The 15,376-nt window shown below is 67.7% G+C and carries 13 protein-coding genes; 10 read left to right on the forward strand and 3 right to left on the reverse strand.

Annotated features, from left to right (window positions below):
- Positions 1–4: 4 nt before the first annotated feature.
- A complete protein-coding gene (locus tag AB5J62_RS42410; protein ID WP_370945699.1) occupies positions 5–943 on the reverse strand; it encodes an ABC transporter substrate-binding protein in 939 nt (312 codons plus the stop codon).
- Between the two features lie 156 nt (positions 944–1,099).
- On the opposite strand from AB5J62_RS42410, the gene AB5J62_RS42415 reads away from it, so the two are divergent.
- The 3 genes from AB5J62_RS42415 to AB5J62_RS42425 are packed head-to-tail and all read left to right on the forward strand — an operon-like array spanning position 1,100 to position 4,539.
- Positions 1,100–2,740: a circularly permuted type 2 ATP-grasp protein gene (locus AB5J62_RS42415; protein ID WP_370945700.1), complete on the forward strand. Its 1,641-nt coding sequence runs from the start codon at positions 1,100–1,102 to the stop codon at positions 2,738–2,740.
- 12 nt (positions 2,741–2,752) lie between these two features.
- Complete coding sequence (locus tag AB5J62_RS42420; protein WP_370945701.1) at positions 2,753–3,700, forward strand: alpha-E domain-containing protein; 948 nt, start codon at positions 2,753–2,755, stop codon at positions 3,698–3,700.
- Positions 3,697–4,539 (forward strand): transglutaminase domain-containing protein, encoded by an 843-nt coding sequence (locus AB5J62_RS42425; RefSeq protein WP_370945702.1) that lies wholly within the window; start codon positions 3,697–3,699, stop codon positions 4,537–4,539. The genes AB5J62_RS42420 and AB5J62_RS42425 overlap by 4 nt, the downstream gene beginning before the upstream one ends.
- Before the next feature lie 55 nt (positions 4,540–4,594).
- On the opposite strand, the gene AB5J62_RS42430 is transcribed toward AB5J62_RS42425, so the two are convergent.
- Positions 4,595–6,013, reverse strand: coding sequence for a M20/M25/M40 family metallo-hydrolase (locus tag AB5J62_RS42430; protein WP_370945703.1), 1,419 nt, complete (start codon positions 6,011–6,013; stop codon positions 4,595–4,597).
- 350 nt (positions 6,014–6,363) lie between these two features.
- Between AB5J62_RS42430 and pdhA the strand changes: the two genes are divergently transcribed.
- The 4 genes from pdhA to AB5J62_RS42450 all read left to right on the forward strand — a co-directional run bounded on the left by pdhA (position 6,364) and on the right by AB5J62_RS42450 (position 12,056).
- Positions 6,364–7,572: a pyruvate dehydrogenase (acetyl-transferring) E1 component subunit alpha gene (pdhA, locus tag AB5J62_RS42435; protein WP_370945704.1), complete on the forward strand. Its 1,209-nt coding sequence runs from the start codon at positions 6,364–6,366 to the stop codon at positions 7,570–7,572.
- Positions 7,572–8,570, forward strand: a complete 999-nt coding sequence (locus AB5J62_RS42440; RefSeq protein WP_370945705.1) for an alpha-ketoacid dehydrogenase subunit beta — start codon at positions 7,572–7,574, stop codon at positions 8,568–8,570. Before pdhA ends, AB5J62_RS42440 begins: the two co-directional genes overlap by 1 nt.
- 7 nt (positions 8,571–8,577) lie before the next feature.
- Positions 8,578–9,957, forward strand: a complete 1,380-nt coding sequence (locus tag AB5J62_RS42445; protein WP_370945706.1) for a dihydrolipoamide acetyltransferase family protein — start codon at positions 8,578–8,580, stop codon at positions 9,955–9,957.
- Between the two features lie 194 nt (positions 9,958–10,151).
- Entirely contained in the window at positions 10,152–12,056 is a 1,905-nt protein-coding gene (locus AB5J62_RS42450) for an ABC transporter ATP-binding protein (protein WP_370945707.1), read from the forward strand.
- Here AB5J62_RS42450 and AB5J62_RS42455 read toward each other — a convergent pair.
- A complete protein-coding gene (locus AB5J62_RS42455; RefSeq protein ID WP_370945708.1) occupies positions 12,016–13,317 on the reverse strand; it encodes a hypothetical protein in 1,302 nt (433 codons plus the stop codon). The two genes, AB5J62_RS42450 and AB5J62_RS42455, sit on opposite strands and share 41 nt — an antisense overlap.
- Positions 13,318–13,364: 47 nt before the next feature.
- Between AB5J62_RS42455 and AB5J62_RS42460 the strand changes: the two genes are divergently transcribed.
- Genes AB5J62_RS42460 through AB5J62_RS42470 form a run of 3 tightly spaced genes read left to right on the forward strand, consistent with a single transcriptional unit; the run spans position 13,365 to position 15,238 of the window.
- Positions 13,365–14,252 carry an MBL fold metallo-hydrolase gene (locus tag AB5J62_RS42460; RefSeq protein ID WP_370945709.1) on the forward strand — a complete coding sequence of 296 codons (888 nt, stop codon included), beginning with the start codon at positions 13,365–13,367 and terminating at the stop codon, positions 14,250–14,252.
- Entirely contained in the window at positions 14,249–14,767 is a 519-nt protein-coding gene (locus AB5J62_RS42465; RefSeq protein WP_370945710.1) for a DNA topology modulation protein FlaR, read from the forward strand. Before AB5J62_RS42460 ends, AB5J62_RS42465 begins: the two co-directional genes overlap by 4 nt.
- 6 nt (positions 14,768–14,773) lie before the next feature.
- Entirely contained in the window at positions 14,774–15,238 is a 465-nt protein-coding gene (locus AB5J62_RS42470; RefSeq protein WP_370945711.1) for an FxsA family protein, read from the forward strand.
- Positions 15,239–15,376: the final 138 nt, after the last annotated feature.

The raw sequence follows: 15,376 nt of genomic DNA on the forward strand, positions 1-15,376 counted from the left end.
AGGCTCAGGAGGCCGGGTTGATCTCCGACTTGGTGACGGCGCCGGCCTGGGACAGGCCCCACTTGTCGAGGATCTTCTTGTAGGTGCCGTCGTCGATCAGCGCCTGGATGGCACCCTGGACCGCCTTCGCGTAATCGCCGTTGGCCTTCTTGAGCACGACGCCGTACGGCGCGGTGTCATACGGCGCGCCGACGGCTTCGAGCTGGCCGTTGGTCTGCTTGACCGCGTAGTCGATGACCGGGGAGTCGGCCAGTTCGCCCTGGACCTTCTTCGAGGTCAGCGCCAGGTTCACGTCGGTCTGCGCCTGCAGCTGGGTCTCCTCGACCGCGGGCTTGCCCGCCTCGGTGCACTTCTTGGAGCGCGCCTCGATGTCAGCGACCTGGGTGGTGCCCTTCTGCACGGCGATCTTCTTGCCGCAGAGGTCGTCGAGGTTCAGCTTGTCCGGGTTGCCCTTCAGCACGGCCAGCGAGGTGCCCGCCTTGTAGTAGGACACCATGTCGACGGTCTGCAGCCGCTCGGCCGTGATGCTGAACGAGGACAGCGAAAGCTCGTACTTGCCGGCGCCGATACCGGGGATGATGCCGTCGAAGTTCGAGTTCTCGAAGCCGACCTCGAGGCCCAGCTTCTTCGCGATGGCCGTGCCGAAGTCGACGTCGAAGCCGGTGACGACACCCTTGTCGTCGACGAACTCGTTCGGCGGGTAGCTCTGGTCCTGGCCGACGAGGATCTTGCCGTCCTTCTTGATGTCTTCCGGCACCATCGCGGCGAGCTTCTCGTCCTTGGCGACGGCGCCCGCGTCCGCGGGTGCGCTGCTGCCGGCGGGCGCGCTGGACTTGGGCGCTTCGCCCGCTCCTGATCCGCCAGCGCCACAAGCCACGCTCATGCCGACGAGTGCGAACGCCGGAAGCAGGGCGAACGCTTTCAGATGGGTTGGACGCGCCACAGTGTCACTCCTAGTAGTTCTCACCAGCCGAGAGCACGCATACTGCCACTCATCGGACGGACAGCACAGCACCTCGACGTTACGGCCCAGTTTCAGCCGGGGCCTTTGGCGACTCTGGGTGTCGCGTCGACCCGGCCGGGTGAGGTAGAGATAACCATGAACAACACGACGCCTCGGCTGCCGCCAGGGGGACGCCGGGCCCGCCCGGCGCGATCGCGGCGCAACGGTCATCCCGGCGCCCAGTTCGACGGCTACTTAGCGCCGGATCGCCCGCATTCGGACGCGTTCGACGAGATGTTCGCGCCGGACGGCACCGTGCGCACGCCGTACCGCGCGCTGTACGAGTCGATCTCCGGACTGGACGCGAGCGATCTTTCCGCCCGTTCGACGGCGATCGACCGCGCGATGGTCGATCAGGGGATCACCTTCTCGCTGTCCGGGCAGGAACGGCCGTTCCCGCTCGACCTGGTGCCGCGGGTGATCACGACCGCCGAGTGGACCAAGATCGAGCGTGGTGTCACTCAGCGGGTACACGCGCTGGAGGCGTTCCTCGCCGACATCCACGGTGACCGGCAGATCCTGCGTGACGGCGTGCTGCCGCGGCGGCTGATCACCTCGTGTGAGCACTTCCACCGCGAGGCGTTCGGGATCAACCCGCCCAACGGCGTGCGCATCCATGTGTCCGGCGTCGACCTCGTGCGCGACGAAGAAGGCACATTCCGGGTGCTGGAGGACAATCTCCGCAATCCGTCCGGCGTCTCCTACGTCATGGAAAACCGCCGCACGATGGCGCGGGTGTTCCCCGACCTCTTCGTGCAGCACCGGGTGCGCCCGGTCGGCGACTACGCGTCCCACCTGCTGCGCGCGCTGCGTGCGGCGGCCGCGCCGAACGTCGCGGACCCGATGGTCGTCGTGCTGACGCCGGGTGTGGCCAACTCGGCCTACTTCGAGCACTCGCTGCTGGCGCGGCTGATGGGCGTCGAACTGGTCGAAGGCCGCGACATGTTCTGTCGTGACAACGTCGTCTACCTGCGCACCACCGAGGGCGAGCGGCCGGTCGACGTCATCTACCGGCGCATCGACGACGAGTTCCTCGACCCGGTGCATTTCCGGCCGGACTCGGTGCTCGGCGTCGCCGGGATCCTCAACGCGGCACGGGCAGGCAACGTTGTCATCGCCAACGCGGTCGGCAACGGCGTCGGCGACGACAAGCTCGTCTACACCTACGTGCCGGAGATGGTGAAGTACTACCTCAACGAGAAGCCGCTGCTGCCCAATGTGGACACCTACCGGTGCTGGCTGCCCGACGAGTTCGACTACGTGATGGAGCACCTCGAAGAGCTGGTCATCAAGCCGGTCGAGGGCTCCGGCGGCTACGGGATCGTGTTCGGGCCGGAGGCCACGGCGAGCGAACTCGCGACGATCCGGCGCAAGGTCAAGGCACATCGGCGTGGCTGGATCGCGCAGCCGGTGGTGCAGCTGTCGACCGTTCCGTCCAAAGTGGACGACAGGCTGGCGCCACGGCACGTCGACCTGCGGCCGTTCGCGGTCAACGACGGCAAGGACATCTTCGTGCTGCCCGGCGGCCTGACCAGGGTCGCGCTGCCGGAGGGCAGCCTGGTGGTCAACTCGTCGCAGGGCGGTGGTTCGAAGGACACCTGGGTGCTCGCGGCGCGGACGTCGACCGCGGAACGCGAACTCGAACAGCCCGCGCTCGGCGCTTCGTCCGTCGACGGCTTGGCGGCCGAGCAAGGCCCCGAGTTGACCAGTTCCCAGCAGCAGCAACAACAGCAGTAAGGAGGCGGGTTAGTGCTAGCACGTAACGCGGAATCGCTGTACTGGATCGGCCGGTACGTCGAACGAGCCGACGACACCTCCCGCATCCTCAACGTCTCGGTGCACCAACTGCTCGAAGACGCGAGTGTCGACCCCGACTACGCCAGCCGCCAGCTGCTGGCGGTACTCGGCATCCAGACCGACGGCACCGACTCACTCGACGTGTGGAAGCTGACCGAACTCGTCGCGTACGCCAAGGACAATCCGGCGTCGATCGTGGGCTCGATCAACTCCGCGCGCGAGAACACCCGGGGCGCCCGCGAGGTCGTCTCGACGGAACTGTGGGAATGCCTCAACGCCACCTGGAACGCGGTGCCCGACCGGCAGCGGTACGCCCGCCGAGCCGGTCCGCACTCGTTCCTGTCCTTTGTGGAGGAACGCGCGGCGATGTTCGCCGGGCTCGCCGACTCCACGATGAGCCGCGACGACGGCTGGCGGTTCATGGTGCTCGGCCGGTCCGTCGAACGCGCGGACATGGTCGTGCGCCTGCTGCTTTCGCGAGTGCAGGACCGCGCGTCCTCGCCGGGCTGGGTCACCGTGCTCCGCTCGGCAGGCGCGCAGGACACGTACCTGCGCACCTACCGCGGCGCGCTCGACGCCGGCCGGGTGGTGCAGTTCCTGTTGCGGGACACGCTTTTCCCACGCTCGGTGTTCCACGCGCTGCGACAGGCCGAGGAGTGCCTCGACGAGCTGGACACGGGCGTCCAAAGCCGTACCCACGAGAAGTCCGAGGCACTGCGCCTGCTCGGCAGGGCCCGCAGTGAGCTGGAGTTCTTGAAGCCGTCCGACCTGCTGGAGGACCTGCCGAAGCGGCTCGCCGCACTGCAGACCACGATCAAGGACGTCGGCGAGGCCGTTTCGGTGCAGTACTTCCACTCGGCACCCTGGGTGGCCTGGAGCGGCGCGGAGGTTTCACTGTGAGCTGGCAGGTACGGGTGGTCCACAAGACGGGCTACCACTACGAAACCCCCGCGATGCAGTCGTACAACGAGGCGCGGCTGACCCCGCGCTCCGACCGGCGGCAGAACACGGTCGCCACCAGGATCGAGACGACGCCCGCGACCCGTGCGTACCGGTACACGGACTACTGGGGCACGGTCGTGACGTCCTTCGACCTCCACGCGCCGCACACCCAGTTCACCGTGCTCGGCACCTCGGTCGTCGAGACGGCGGACGAGGCGGAGCCGATCCGCACGGCGAGCTGGAAGGACCTGCGGTCGGAGAACGTCATCGACCACCGGACCGAGTACCTGTCACCGACCGACTACACGCCCAACGACCGCGAACTCGCGGCCGTCGCCCGTGACCTGCGCAAGGGCAAGGACCCGGCGGACGCGGTGCTCGCGGTGTCCGACTGGGTGCATTCACAGCTGAAGTACCAGCCGGGCACGACCGGCGTGCACAGCACGGCGACCGACGCCTGGAAAGCCCGCGAAGGCGTCTGCCAGGACTACGCGCACGTCACGCTGGTGATGCTGCGGGCGATCGGCGTGCCCGCGCGGTACGTCTCCGGGTATCTGCACACGCGACCGGAGGCGAAGCTCGGCGAGACAGTGCAAGGCGAAAGCCATGCCTGGGTCGACGTGTGGACCGGCGGCTGGTGGGCACACGACCCGACGAACGCGATCCCGGTGGGGCCGCGGCACGTCTGGGTCGCGTACGGGCGTGACTACGCGGATGTCGCGCCGTTGAAGGGGATCTTCACGGGTGGCGGGACGTCCAGTTTGGACGTTTCGGTGAGCCTGACCCGGCTGGCGTAGCAGGACTCGTGAGCGTTCCGGGCGGTTCTAACCGCCCGGAACGCTCACGAGCCGATCAGCCCTGAGCGTGGGCGTCCAGCAGGTAGGCGACTGCCTCGGTGACCTGCTTCGCGAACTCGATGTTCAGCCACTCGTCGGGGACGTGGATGTTCGAGTCGGGTCCGCAGGCGCCGGTGACCAGGAACTGGGCGTCCGGGTAGAGGTCGCCGAGCAGGCCCATGAACGGGATCGAGCCACCCATGCCCGCGCTGCCGTGCGGCTGCCCGAACACGTCGGCGCTGACCTGCTCCAACGCCTTGGTCAGCCACGGCGCCTCGGCGGGCGCGTTCCAGCCGTTCTCGGCCTGGACGTCGGCCAAAGTGACCTTCGCGCCGTAGGGCACGTCCTCGGTGAGGACCTTCTTCAACGCGGTCATGGCCGCTTGGGCATCGGCCGTCGGCGGGAGACGGAAGCTCAGCGTCAACGTCGTCGAGTCGCGCAGGACGTTGCCCGCGTCAGCGGGCTCCGGCATCCCGGAGGCGCCGATGACCGACAGCGTCGGCCGCCAGGTGTTGTTGAGGATGAGCTCCAGGTCGTCGTCTGCGACCGGCCTCATGCCTTCGACCAAGGGGAAGATCGTCTTGATACGGCCGGGCGCGATCGCCACCAGCCCTTCGGCCTCGGCGAGCCGGTTCTCCGGGATCTCGACACTCAGCTCGCCGAGCTTGATCTCACCGGTCGCGGAGTCTTCGATGCGGTCGAGCAGCTGCCGCAGGATCCGGAACGAGCTCGGCACGACACCGCTCGCCATGCCGGAGTGCTGCGCGGAGTCGAGCACCCGCACGGTGACCGAGAGGTGCAGCATGCCGCGCAGCGCGGTGGTCAGCCAGAGGCGGTCGTAGTCGGAGCCGCCCGCGTCGAGGCAGACGACGAGCGACACGCGGCCGAGCCGCTCGCTCAGGTGCTCCATGTACGCGGGCAGGTCGGGGCTGCCGGACTCTTCGGCGGTCTCGAGCAGGATGACCGAGCGCGCGTGGGCGCCGCCGCCCGCGTGCACGGCTTCCAGTGCCGTCGTCGCCGCGTAGCCGGAGTAGCCGTCGTCGACCGCGCCGCGGCCGTAGAGCCTGCCGTCGCGGATGACCGGCGTCCACGGGTCGAGGCCCTCGGACCAGCCACCGACCGGCGGCTGCTTGTCGAGGTGTCCATAAAGGAGGACCGTGCCCTTGTCCTCGGCGCCCGGGGTGGCCGGCACGTCGACGATGAGCACCGGGGTCCGCTCGCCGAGCTGGATGACCTCCAGCTGGGCGCCCGGCAGGTTCCGGGAAGTGATCCACTCCCGGACGTGTTCGATGGCGGCCATCAGCTTGCCGTTGGCGGGCCACGAAGCGTCGAACGCCGGCGACAGGGCGGGGATCTCCACCAGTCCGGACAGGCTCGGCAATACCGCGTCCGTCCAGTTGGTCACGACGGTTTCGCGTACGGTTTTCTGCTCCACGTCCGCCATCCTGCCACGGTGACGGAGGTCACGAACCCTTCAGGAGTCGTGAGTGACGGTGCCCGTTCGCACCGTGATGAACGCTCACGACCGCAGGTGAGGTGACGAACCCTCGGCAGCCCCATGGTCGGGTGTCCGAGCATTTTCGCTGCTCAGCCCGGGTTTCTCAGCAACAAATCAGCATCCCGGGCTCACCAAAAGCATGGTCGGCATGCCAGGATGTGCGCGTGAACCGTCAACGCCGACGGTGGCTCTAGCGCTTCCGAACCGAATGCGCAGGTCGCCGACGGTGAAGTCGTAGTGGCCGCCACAAGCGGCCGCGCGGCAACCGACATCAAGGAGACAAGCGCATGTCGTCCCCCGAACAGTGGACGCACCCGGAGCCTGGGGCCGGGCCGGCCGCCGAAGCCGCCCAACCATCCCCGGAGCAGGTGATAGCCGGTTTGCGAGCAACCAGCGAAGGTGGGGAAGAGCTCACCCAGCTGCTGACCCCCGAAGGCGAACGCGTCCACTCGTCGCAGTTCGACCCGTACATCGCGGACATCGACGACGAAGCGCTGCGCGGCCTCTACCGCGACATGGTGCTCGTCCGCCGCGCCGACCGTGAAGCCAACGCGATGCAGCGCCAGGGCCAGCTGGGCATCTGGGTACCGCTGCTCGGCCAGGAGGCCGCGCAGATCGGCTCCGGGCGCGCGATGCGCAAGACCGACATGGCCTTCCCCAGCTACCGCGAGCACGGCGTCGCGTACGCGCGGGGTGTCGACCTCAAAGAGGTGCTCGGCATCTTCCGCTGCACCGACCACAGCAGCTGGGACTACAAGGAGCACGGCTTCCACCCGTACTGCATCGTGATCGGCAACCAGGTGCTCAACGCCACCGGGTACGCGATGGGCCAGAAGTTCGACGGCAAGGTCGGCGACGACGACGGCGAAGCGACGATCACCTACTTCGGTGACGGCGCCACCAGCCAGGGCGACGTCCACGAAGGATTCGTCTGGGCCGCGGTCTACGACGCGCCGCTCGTGTTCTTCTGCCAGAACAACCAGTGGGCCATCTCCGAGCCGACCGAGCGCCAGTCGCGCCTGCCGCTGTACCAGCGCGCCCGCGGCTACGGCTTCCCCGGCATCCGGGTCGACGGCAACGACGTGCTCGCCTGCCTCGCGGTCACCCGCTGGGCGCTCGAGGAGTGCCGCGCCGGCAACGGCCCGGTGCTGATCGAGGCGTTCACCTACCGGATGGACGCGCACACCACCACCGACGACCCCACCCGCTACCGGCTCTCCGACGAGCTGGAGGAGTGGAAGCTCAAGGACCCGATCGAGCGCGTGCGTGCCTACCTGGCCCGCAACGGCGGCGCCGACCACGACTTCTTCGACCAGGTTCAGGCCGACGCGGACGCGTTCGCGGAGGACCTGCGCGAGTACTGCTTCAACATGCCGGAGCCGCCGCCGGAGCGGATCTTCTCGAACGTCTACGCCGAGAACTCCCCGGTGCTGGACGCGCAGCGCGAAGAATTCCTCTCCTACCTCGACGGCTTCGCAGCGGCGGGTGAGCACTGATGGCCAACGAAGACATTCAGAAACTGACCATCGGCAAGGCGATCAACCTCGGTCTGCGCCGCTCGATGGAGGCCAACAACCGGGTCATCGTCATGGGCGAGGACGTCGGCAAGCTCGGCGGCGTCTTCCGCATCACCGACGGCCTGCAGAAGGACTTCGGCGAGCAGCGCGTGCTCGACACGCCGCTGGCCGAGTCCGGCATCATCGGCACCGCGGTCGGCCTCGCCGTGCGCGGCTTCCGCCCGGTGTGCGAGATCCAGTTCGAGGGCTTCATCTTCCCCGGCTTCGACCAGATCGTCAGCCAGGTCGCGAAGCTGCACTACCGGACGCAGGGCAAGGTCAAGATGCCCATCGTGATCCGGGTGCCGTTCGGTGGCGGCATCGGCGCGGTCGAGCACCACTCCGAGTCACCCGAATCGCTGTTCGCGCACGTCGCAGGCCTGAAGGTGGTCTCGGTGTCCAACGCGGTCGACGCGTACTGGGGCATCCAGCAGGCCATCGACTCCGACGACCCGATCCTGTTCTTCGAGCCGAAGCGGCTGTACCACTCCGGCGCGATGCGCGCCGAGGTCGACACCACCGCCACGCCCGACCCGCTGTTCAAGTCCCGCGTCGTGCGTTCCGGCGACTCGGTGACCGTCGTCGCCTACGGCCCCTCGGTGAAGGTCGCGCTCGACGCGGCGACCGCCGCCGAGGAGGAGGGCAAGTCGCTCGAGGTCATCGACCTGCGCACGCTCTCGCCGCTCGACCTCGGCCCGGTGTTCGAGTCGGTACGCAAGACCGGCCGCCTCATCGCGCTGAGCGAGGCGCCTTCGGAGTCCTCGCTGACCTCGGAGATCGCCGCGCGCGTGCAGCAGGAGTGCTTCTACTCGCTGGAAGCGCCCGTGCTGCGGGTGACCGGATTCGACACGCCGTACCCGCCGGCGAAGCTCGAGGAGCACTACCTCCCCGACCTCGACCGGGTGCTGCACGCCGTCGACCGTTCGCTGGGCTGGTGACTCACTGATGCCTACGTACAAGCACTTCCCGCTGTCGGACACGGCCGAAGGCCTGACCGAGGCCGACATCCTCAACTGGCACGTCAAGCCGGGCGACGAGGTCAAGGTCAACCAGATCGTCGTCGAGATCGAGACCGCGAAGGCGGCCGTCGAGCTGCCGATCCCGTGGGCGGGCGTGATCACCGAGCTGCACGTCGAGCCGGGTCAGACGGTCGAGGTCGGCACGATGATCCTGACCATGGACGTCGACCCCGGCGGCGCCGCGGCCCCGGCCGCCGCTCCCGCTCCCGTGGTGGAAGAAGCGCCCGCCGAGGAGGAGATGAAGCCGCTGGTCGGCTACGGCTCCAAGGCGGTCGTGACCAAGCGCCGCGCTCGCAAAGACCCGAAAGACGCATTGGGGACCTCCGAGGTACCGAAAGCCGCATTGGGGTCTCCTGAGGTACCGAAAGCCGCATTCGGGACCTCCCAGGGACCGAAAGACGCATTGGGACAAGGCGCGCCGGCCAAGGGTGGGTACGTGCCGCTGGCGAAGCCGCCGGTGCGCAAGCTCGCCAAGGACCTCGGCGTCGACCTCCACGCGCTGACCGGCACGGCGGCGGGTGGCGTGATCACCCGCGAGGACGTGCACCTGGCCGCCAACGGCTCGGCGGGCACCCTGCCGGTCGAGCAGTCCACTGTGGACCCCTCCAGCCGGGAACGCCGGGTGCCCATCAAGGGTGTCCGCAAGGCGACCGCGGCCGCGATGGTGCAGAGCGCGTTCACCGCTCCGCACGTCACGGAGTTCCTGACCATCGACGTCACGCCGATGATGGAGTTCCGCGAGAAGCTGAAGAAGTCGCGTGAGTTCGCCGGCGTCAAAGTCACCCCGCTGACCTTCGCGGCGAAGGCGGTCTGCCTGGCCGCGAAGCGCACTCCGGACGTCAACGCGGTGTGGGACGAGGCCGCGCAGGAGATCGTCTACAAGGACTACGTGCACCTCGGGATCGCCGCGGCCACGCCGCGCGGGCTCATCGTGCCCAAGGTCCGCGACGCCGACGCGATGTCGTTGAAGGAGCTCGCGCTCGCGCTGACGCAGCTCACCGACACGGCCCGTGAAGGCAAGACCTCGCCTGCCGACATGGCGAACGGGACGATCACGATCACCAACGTCGGCGTCTTCGGCGTCGACACCGGCACCCCGATCATCAACCCAGGCGAGTCCGCGATCCTGTGCCTCGGCGCGATCAAGGACACCCCGTGGGTGGTCGACGGTGAGATCAAGGTCCGCAAGGTGCTGCAGCTTTCGCTGAGCTTCGACCACCGCGTGGTCGACGGCCAGCAGGGCTCGGAGTTCCTGGCCGACGTCGGCGCGCTCCTCGCCGACCCCGCGGTCGCGATCACGTACTAAAACGGGATAAAGCGGGCTATATCCCCCGGGATGTAGCCCGCTTTGTTTTATCCATTTGACGGAGTGAGCGCTTCGTTCCGTAACTTCGTCGGTATGACACCCACGGAAACCCGGCGTAGAGCGCTGGTGGCTGCATGACCTTCGGTGGCGGCGGTATCGAGTTCATGCTCGGTAGACGCGCTCGACGTCGTCGAATGACAACTGTGCCGGACAGCGGGCTGACCGGCCCGGTCGACATCCCCGAGCCCGAACGCGACGACGAGCCCAAGGACCTGCGTTCCCGCTTCAGGCGGATGCGCGAATCGGTCGCGGGCACGGTGCGCGGCCTGCCGAAGGTCGCGAAGCTGACGTGGCAGGCCAGCCCGGTGCTGACCATCACGATCGCGGTCATCACCATCGTCTCCGGTCTGACCCCGACGATCACCGCGTACGTCTCCAAGCTGTTGATCGACTCGGTCGTCGCCGCGATCCAGGGCAAGGGCACGACCGGCGCGATCGTCGGCGTCGCCGCGCTGGAGTTCGGCGTGCTCACGCTGACCGCGATCTGCCAGGCGCTGACCCAGATCAGCCAGTCGCTGCTGCAGGAACGGATGACGCTGAGCATCCGGCACCAGGTGATGCGGCACGCGAGCGAGCTGCACCTGTCGTACTTCGAGGGATCCGAGTCCTACGACATGCTGCGCCAGGCCGCGCAGGAAGCGCCGTCGCGGCCGCTGTCGATGATGAACTCCGCGCTCGGCCTGATCCGCACCACGATCACGTTCGGCAGCATGATCGCGCTGCTGGTCTCGGTGAGCCCGTTGCTCGCGCTGGTCGCGCTGCTGGCTCCGGTGCCCGCGTTCATCTCCCAGTCCAAGTACGGTTCGCGCGCGTTCTGGCTGACGGTGATGATGTCGCCGTTGAAGCGGCGGATGGACTATCTGTCCACTTTGGTCACCACGGACACCTACGCCAAGGAGACCAAGCTGTTCGGGCTCGGCCCGTACTTCGTGGACCGGTTCCGCCAGCTCGGTGTTGTTTCCTATGAGCGGCAACGCAAACTGACCCGCAACCGGAGCATCAGCTCAACGTCCTGGGGGTTGTTGAGCACCTTCGTCGGGTCGGCGATCGCGTTGTACATCGCGCTGGAGGCCGTCGGCGGGCGGCTGACGCTGGGCGATCTGGCGTTGTACACGGCCGCGGCGACGTCCGTGCAGACCTCGGTCTCCGGCCTGTTCACCGCGTTTTCCGGGATGTACGAGAACAATCTCTACCTCGACACGCTCTACCGCTTCCTGGCCACCGAACCGGAGATCGTCGCGCCGCCGAAACCACGGCGGGTGCCGTCCCCGGTCGAGGGGCACATCGTCTTCGACGGGGTCTCGTTCAGCTATCCGGGCGCGGACGAACCCGCGCTGGACAACGTGAGTTTCGAGATCAAGCCGGGCGAGACGGTCGCCGTGGTCGGCAAGAACGGCGCCGGGAAGTCGACCTTGTTCAAGCTGCTGTGCCGGCTCTACGACCCGACCGGCGGCCGGATCCTGCTCGACGGCGCCGACATCCGCGAGTTCGACCCCGACGAGTTGCGCGAGCGGATGAGCGCGATGTTCCAGGATTACGTGACGTACCAAGGCACCGCGGCCGAGAACATCGGCCTCGGCGACCTGAACCACCTGGAAGACCGCGCGCTCATCGAGGATTCCGCGCGACGCGCCGGCGCGTCGGACCGCATCGAACGGCTGCCCAACGGGTACGACAGCCCGCTCGGCCGCTGGTTCGACCAGGGCGTGAGCCTGTCCGGCGGCGAGTGGCAGAAGATCGCGCTGGCCAGGGCGTTCATCAGGAACGCGCCGATCCTCCTGCTCGACGAGCCGACCTCGGCGCTGGACGCGCAGGCCGAGCACGACCTGTTCGCGCGCCTGCGTGAGCTGGCCGCAGGCCGGACGACGCTGTACATCTCGCACCGGTTCTCGACGGTGCGTCAGGCCGAGAAGATCTTGTTGCTGGAGCTGGGAAAGCTGGCCGAGTCGGGCACGCACGACGAGCTGATGGCGCAAGACGGCGAGTACGCGAAGTTGTTCACGCTTCAGGCCGCGGCGTATCTGGAGGAGTCGAAGTAGCCCAGGGGAGCTCGGTGCCGATGAGTTCGACGTCCCGCACGTCGAGCCACGGCGCCGAGCCCCTGATCTCGGTCTCGGCGAACCGGGTGTTCACCAGCCGCCCCAGCCGCGGTGGGTCGCCTACGTCGCTCAGATCCAGCAGTCCGCCGGTGAACCGGCAGCCGTCGATTACCAGCCTGCCGAACTTCTGCGGCACCGCGGTGTTGAGCAGCGAGAGGTCGAGGTCGCTGCGCTCGAACTCGCACTGATCAAAGACCAGGCCCCCGACTTCGATGTCCAGCACCGAGAAGTCGACCTCGGGATCAAGGAACCGCGATCGGTAGAAGTAGATACCGACGCCACTCAGCGTCATTCCAGAGAAGTCGATCTTCGGCGACGTGAACTCGGCACCTACGAACTCCATCCTGCTCGCGGAAACCCGCGAGAATGTCGTCTGCTTGGCGGCGAAAGCCGTCCCGTGACAACTCAGCTTCCCCCTGAAATCGGTACGGGAGAATGAGGTCAGTTCACCGGTAAAGGTCGCGCGATCAAAAGTCACCGTACCGCCGAAGCGTAGCCCGCTTAGATCAAGATTCTCGAAATCGACTCCGGTGAAATCGAAGTCCGTAGCCGGCCAATCCGGGGGAGCGAAGTCGCGGGATGTCGTGCGGTCGCGGATGATCCGCAAGATGGCATCGCGCACCAGCTCTTCGCTGTCGCCCTCAGCCATCATCCTGAAGTAGCCACAGAGGACATCGACGCACACCTGTCGTTTCACCGTCCAGTCGTCGGCGAGCCCGGCCATGGCGTAGACACCCGCCATCCGCACCGCGGGACTGGCGTGCGCGAGCTGCTCGGCTGCCGCGCCGAACCGCTCGTTGTATCCCTGCGTGACCTCGCGTTCGCTGCGCTCGATCGCGAGATCGTGCTCGGCCTCGGCCACCCGCTGCTTGCGGAAGTTGATCGCCAGCAACACGACCCCGCCGAACCCGGCGACCACGGCCAGCCCGATCTTGAGCAGATCGAGGATCTCCGTCGTGCTGAAGCTCGTGGACGACGGGAATTTCGGCCACCCCAGCACCCAGAGCAACCCGCCGACCGTCCCGGCCGCGACCGTGATCGAAAGCAGCAGCCAGCCGAACACCGAACGCGCGATCCCCGCCGGTAGCGGGATCGACGGAATCGGCAAGCTCACCCGGTGCCGCTTGAGATGGCCGAGCACCACGGCGAGCGCGACGACGGCCGCGAGGCCGAGCAGCGAGTAACGGACCCAGTCAGACACGGTCGAGACGGTAGCGGGAGCCCCGCCCACCCGGCAGGATCTTGACGATGAAGACCCCGTTCAGCCGTCCCGACCTCAGCTCGTACCCACGCGAAAAGCCGTCGGACGGCACCGTGCGAGTGACCTTCCTCGGCGTGTCGACGCTGCTCTTCGACGACGGCGAAACGGCCATCATGACCGACGGGTTCTTCAGCCGCCCCGGCAAGCTCAAGGCGTTGACCAGCAAGATCGGCCCGAACCGCGAGGTGGTCACCCGCTCGCTCGATCGCGCGGGCGTCTCGGAGCTGGCCGCGGTGATCGCCGTGCACTCCCACTACGACCACGCGATGGACACGCCGTTGGTCGCGTCGCTGACCGGCGCCAAGGTCGTCGGCTCGGCTTCGACCGCGAACATCGCGCTCGGCCAAGGCCTCCCGGCCGACCGCATCGTCACGCCGTCACACGGCGAACCGTTGAAGTTCGGCCGGTTCACCGTCACCCTCCTGCCGTCGGAGCACAGCCCGAAACCGGTCGCGCCGGGAGTGGTCTCGGCGCCGCTGACCGCGCCGGCCCGGCTGAAGGCGTACGAGATGGGCGAGTGCTACACCGTCCACATCGGACACGAAGGCCGCGGCATCGTGGTCAACGGCAGCGCGGGCTGGGTGTCCGGCGCACTCGACGGCTACCAGGCCGAGGTCGTCTACCTGGGCATCGGCGGCATGGGCAAGCAATCCGACGAGTTCCGCACGACGCTGTGGCGCGAGATCGTCACCACGGTCGGCGCGCGCAAGGTGGTCCCGATCCATTGGGACGACTTCTTCCGCCCGCTCGACCGGCCGCTGGTCCCGCTGCCGTACTTCGCCGACGACCTCACGAAGTCGATGGACTTCCTCCTCGCCCAAGACGCCGACGTCGAACTGCCCGTCGCCTGGCAGGTCACCGGGCTCTTCGCATGATGCGGCGGGTCGCCGTGATCGGCTGCGGTGGTTCCGGCAAGACCACCTTCGCCGCGAAACTCGGCCGCGGCACCGGCATACCGACCATCCACCTCGACGAACTGTTCTGGAACCCCGGCTGGGTCCCCACGCCGAAGGCGGAATTCGTCGCACGACAGGCCGAAGAAGCCGCCCGCGAGACCTGGATCATCGAGGGCGACTACGCCGGCTCGCTGGAGATCCGCGCGGCCGCCGCCGACACGGTGATCTTCCTCGACCTGCCCCGCCTCACCTGCCTTCGCCGGGTCATCCTCCGCACGATCCGCCGGCGCGGCGGCGACGGTCCGGCGCCCGGCTGCCCGGAGAAGGCCGACCTGGAGTTCCTGCGCTGGATCTGGCGCTGGCGCCGCGACCGCAGGCCCATCGCGCTCGCCAAGCTCCAGCAGCACGCGAGCGGCGCACGGCAGGTGGTGCTGACCACGCCACGGCAAGTCGAAGCGTTCCTCCGGGAGCAAAACGGGCACGCCGGGCGTTGAGGGAGTATGGCTGTCGCGTTCCTGCTCTATGTCCTCGCCGAAGTCGCCGCCATCTGGGCGGTCGGCTCAGCCGTGGGTGTGCTCGGCACGATCGCACTCCTGCTGGCAGGCGCCTTCCTCGGCTCCTGGCTCGCCCGCCGCGAAGGCGGCAAGGCCGCCCGCGCCTTCATGGACACGGCCCGGTCGGGCCGTTCCACGCACGCCGAGGTCACCGACGGCATGCTCATCGGCCTCGGCGGCCTGCTGATCATGCTGCCCGGTTTCGTCAGCGACGTCTTCGGCCTGTTCCTGCTGCTCCCGCCCACCCGCGCGATCGCGCGCAAGCTCTGGCTCAAGCGCATGGAGCGCCGCATGATGGCGCACGTCAACGCCCAGCGCGGCCCCGTGGTGATCGTCGACTCCGAGGTCGTCGACGAGCCGAAGCCCGCTCAGTCCCACCCGGTCATCGAAGGCCGCGTCGTCGAGGGCTAGACCGGCTTCGCAGCAGCCAAGACCGGCCCGTCAATAACCAAAAGTAGGCGTTCGTCACAGCATGTAGCATCTACTTCGCCACTACTTCGCCACTAAAGTCCCAACTGGCGAAGTAGTGGCGAAGTAAATGGCGAAGTA

Origin of the sequence: Amycolatopsis sp. cg5 (assembly GCF_041346955.1) — a bacterium.
Lineage (GTDB): Bacteria > Actinomycetota > Actinomycetes > Mycobacteriales > Pseudonocardiaceae > Amycolatopsis.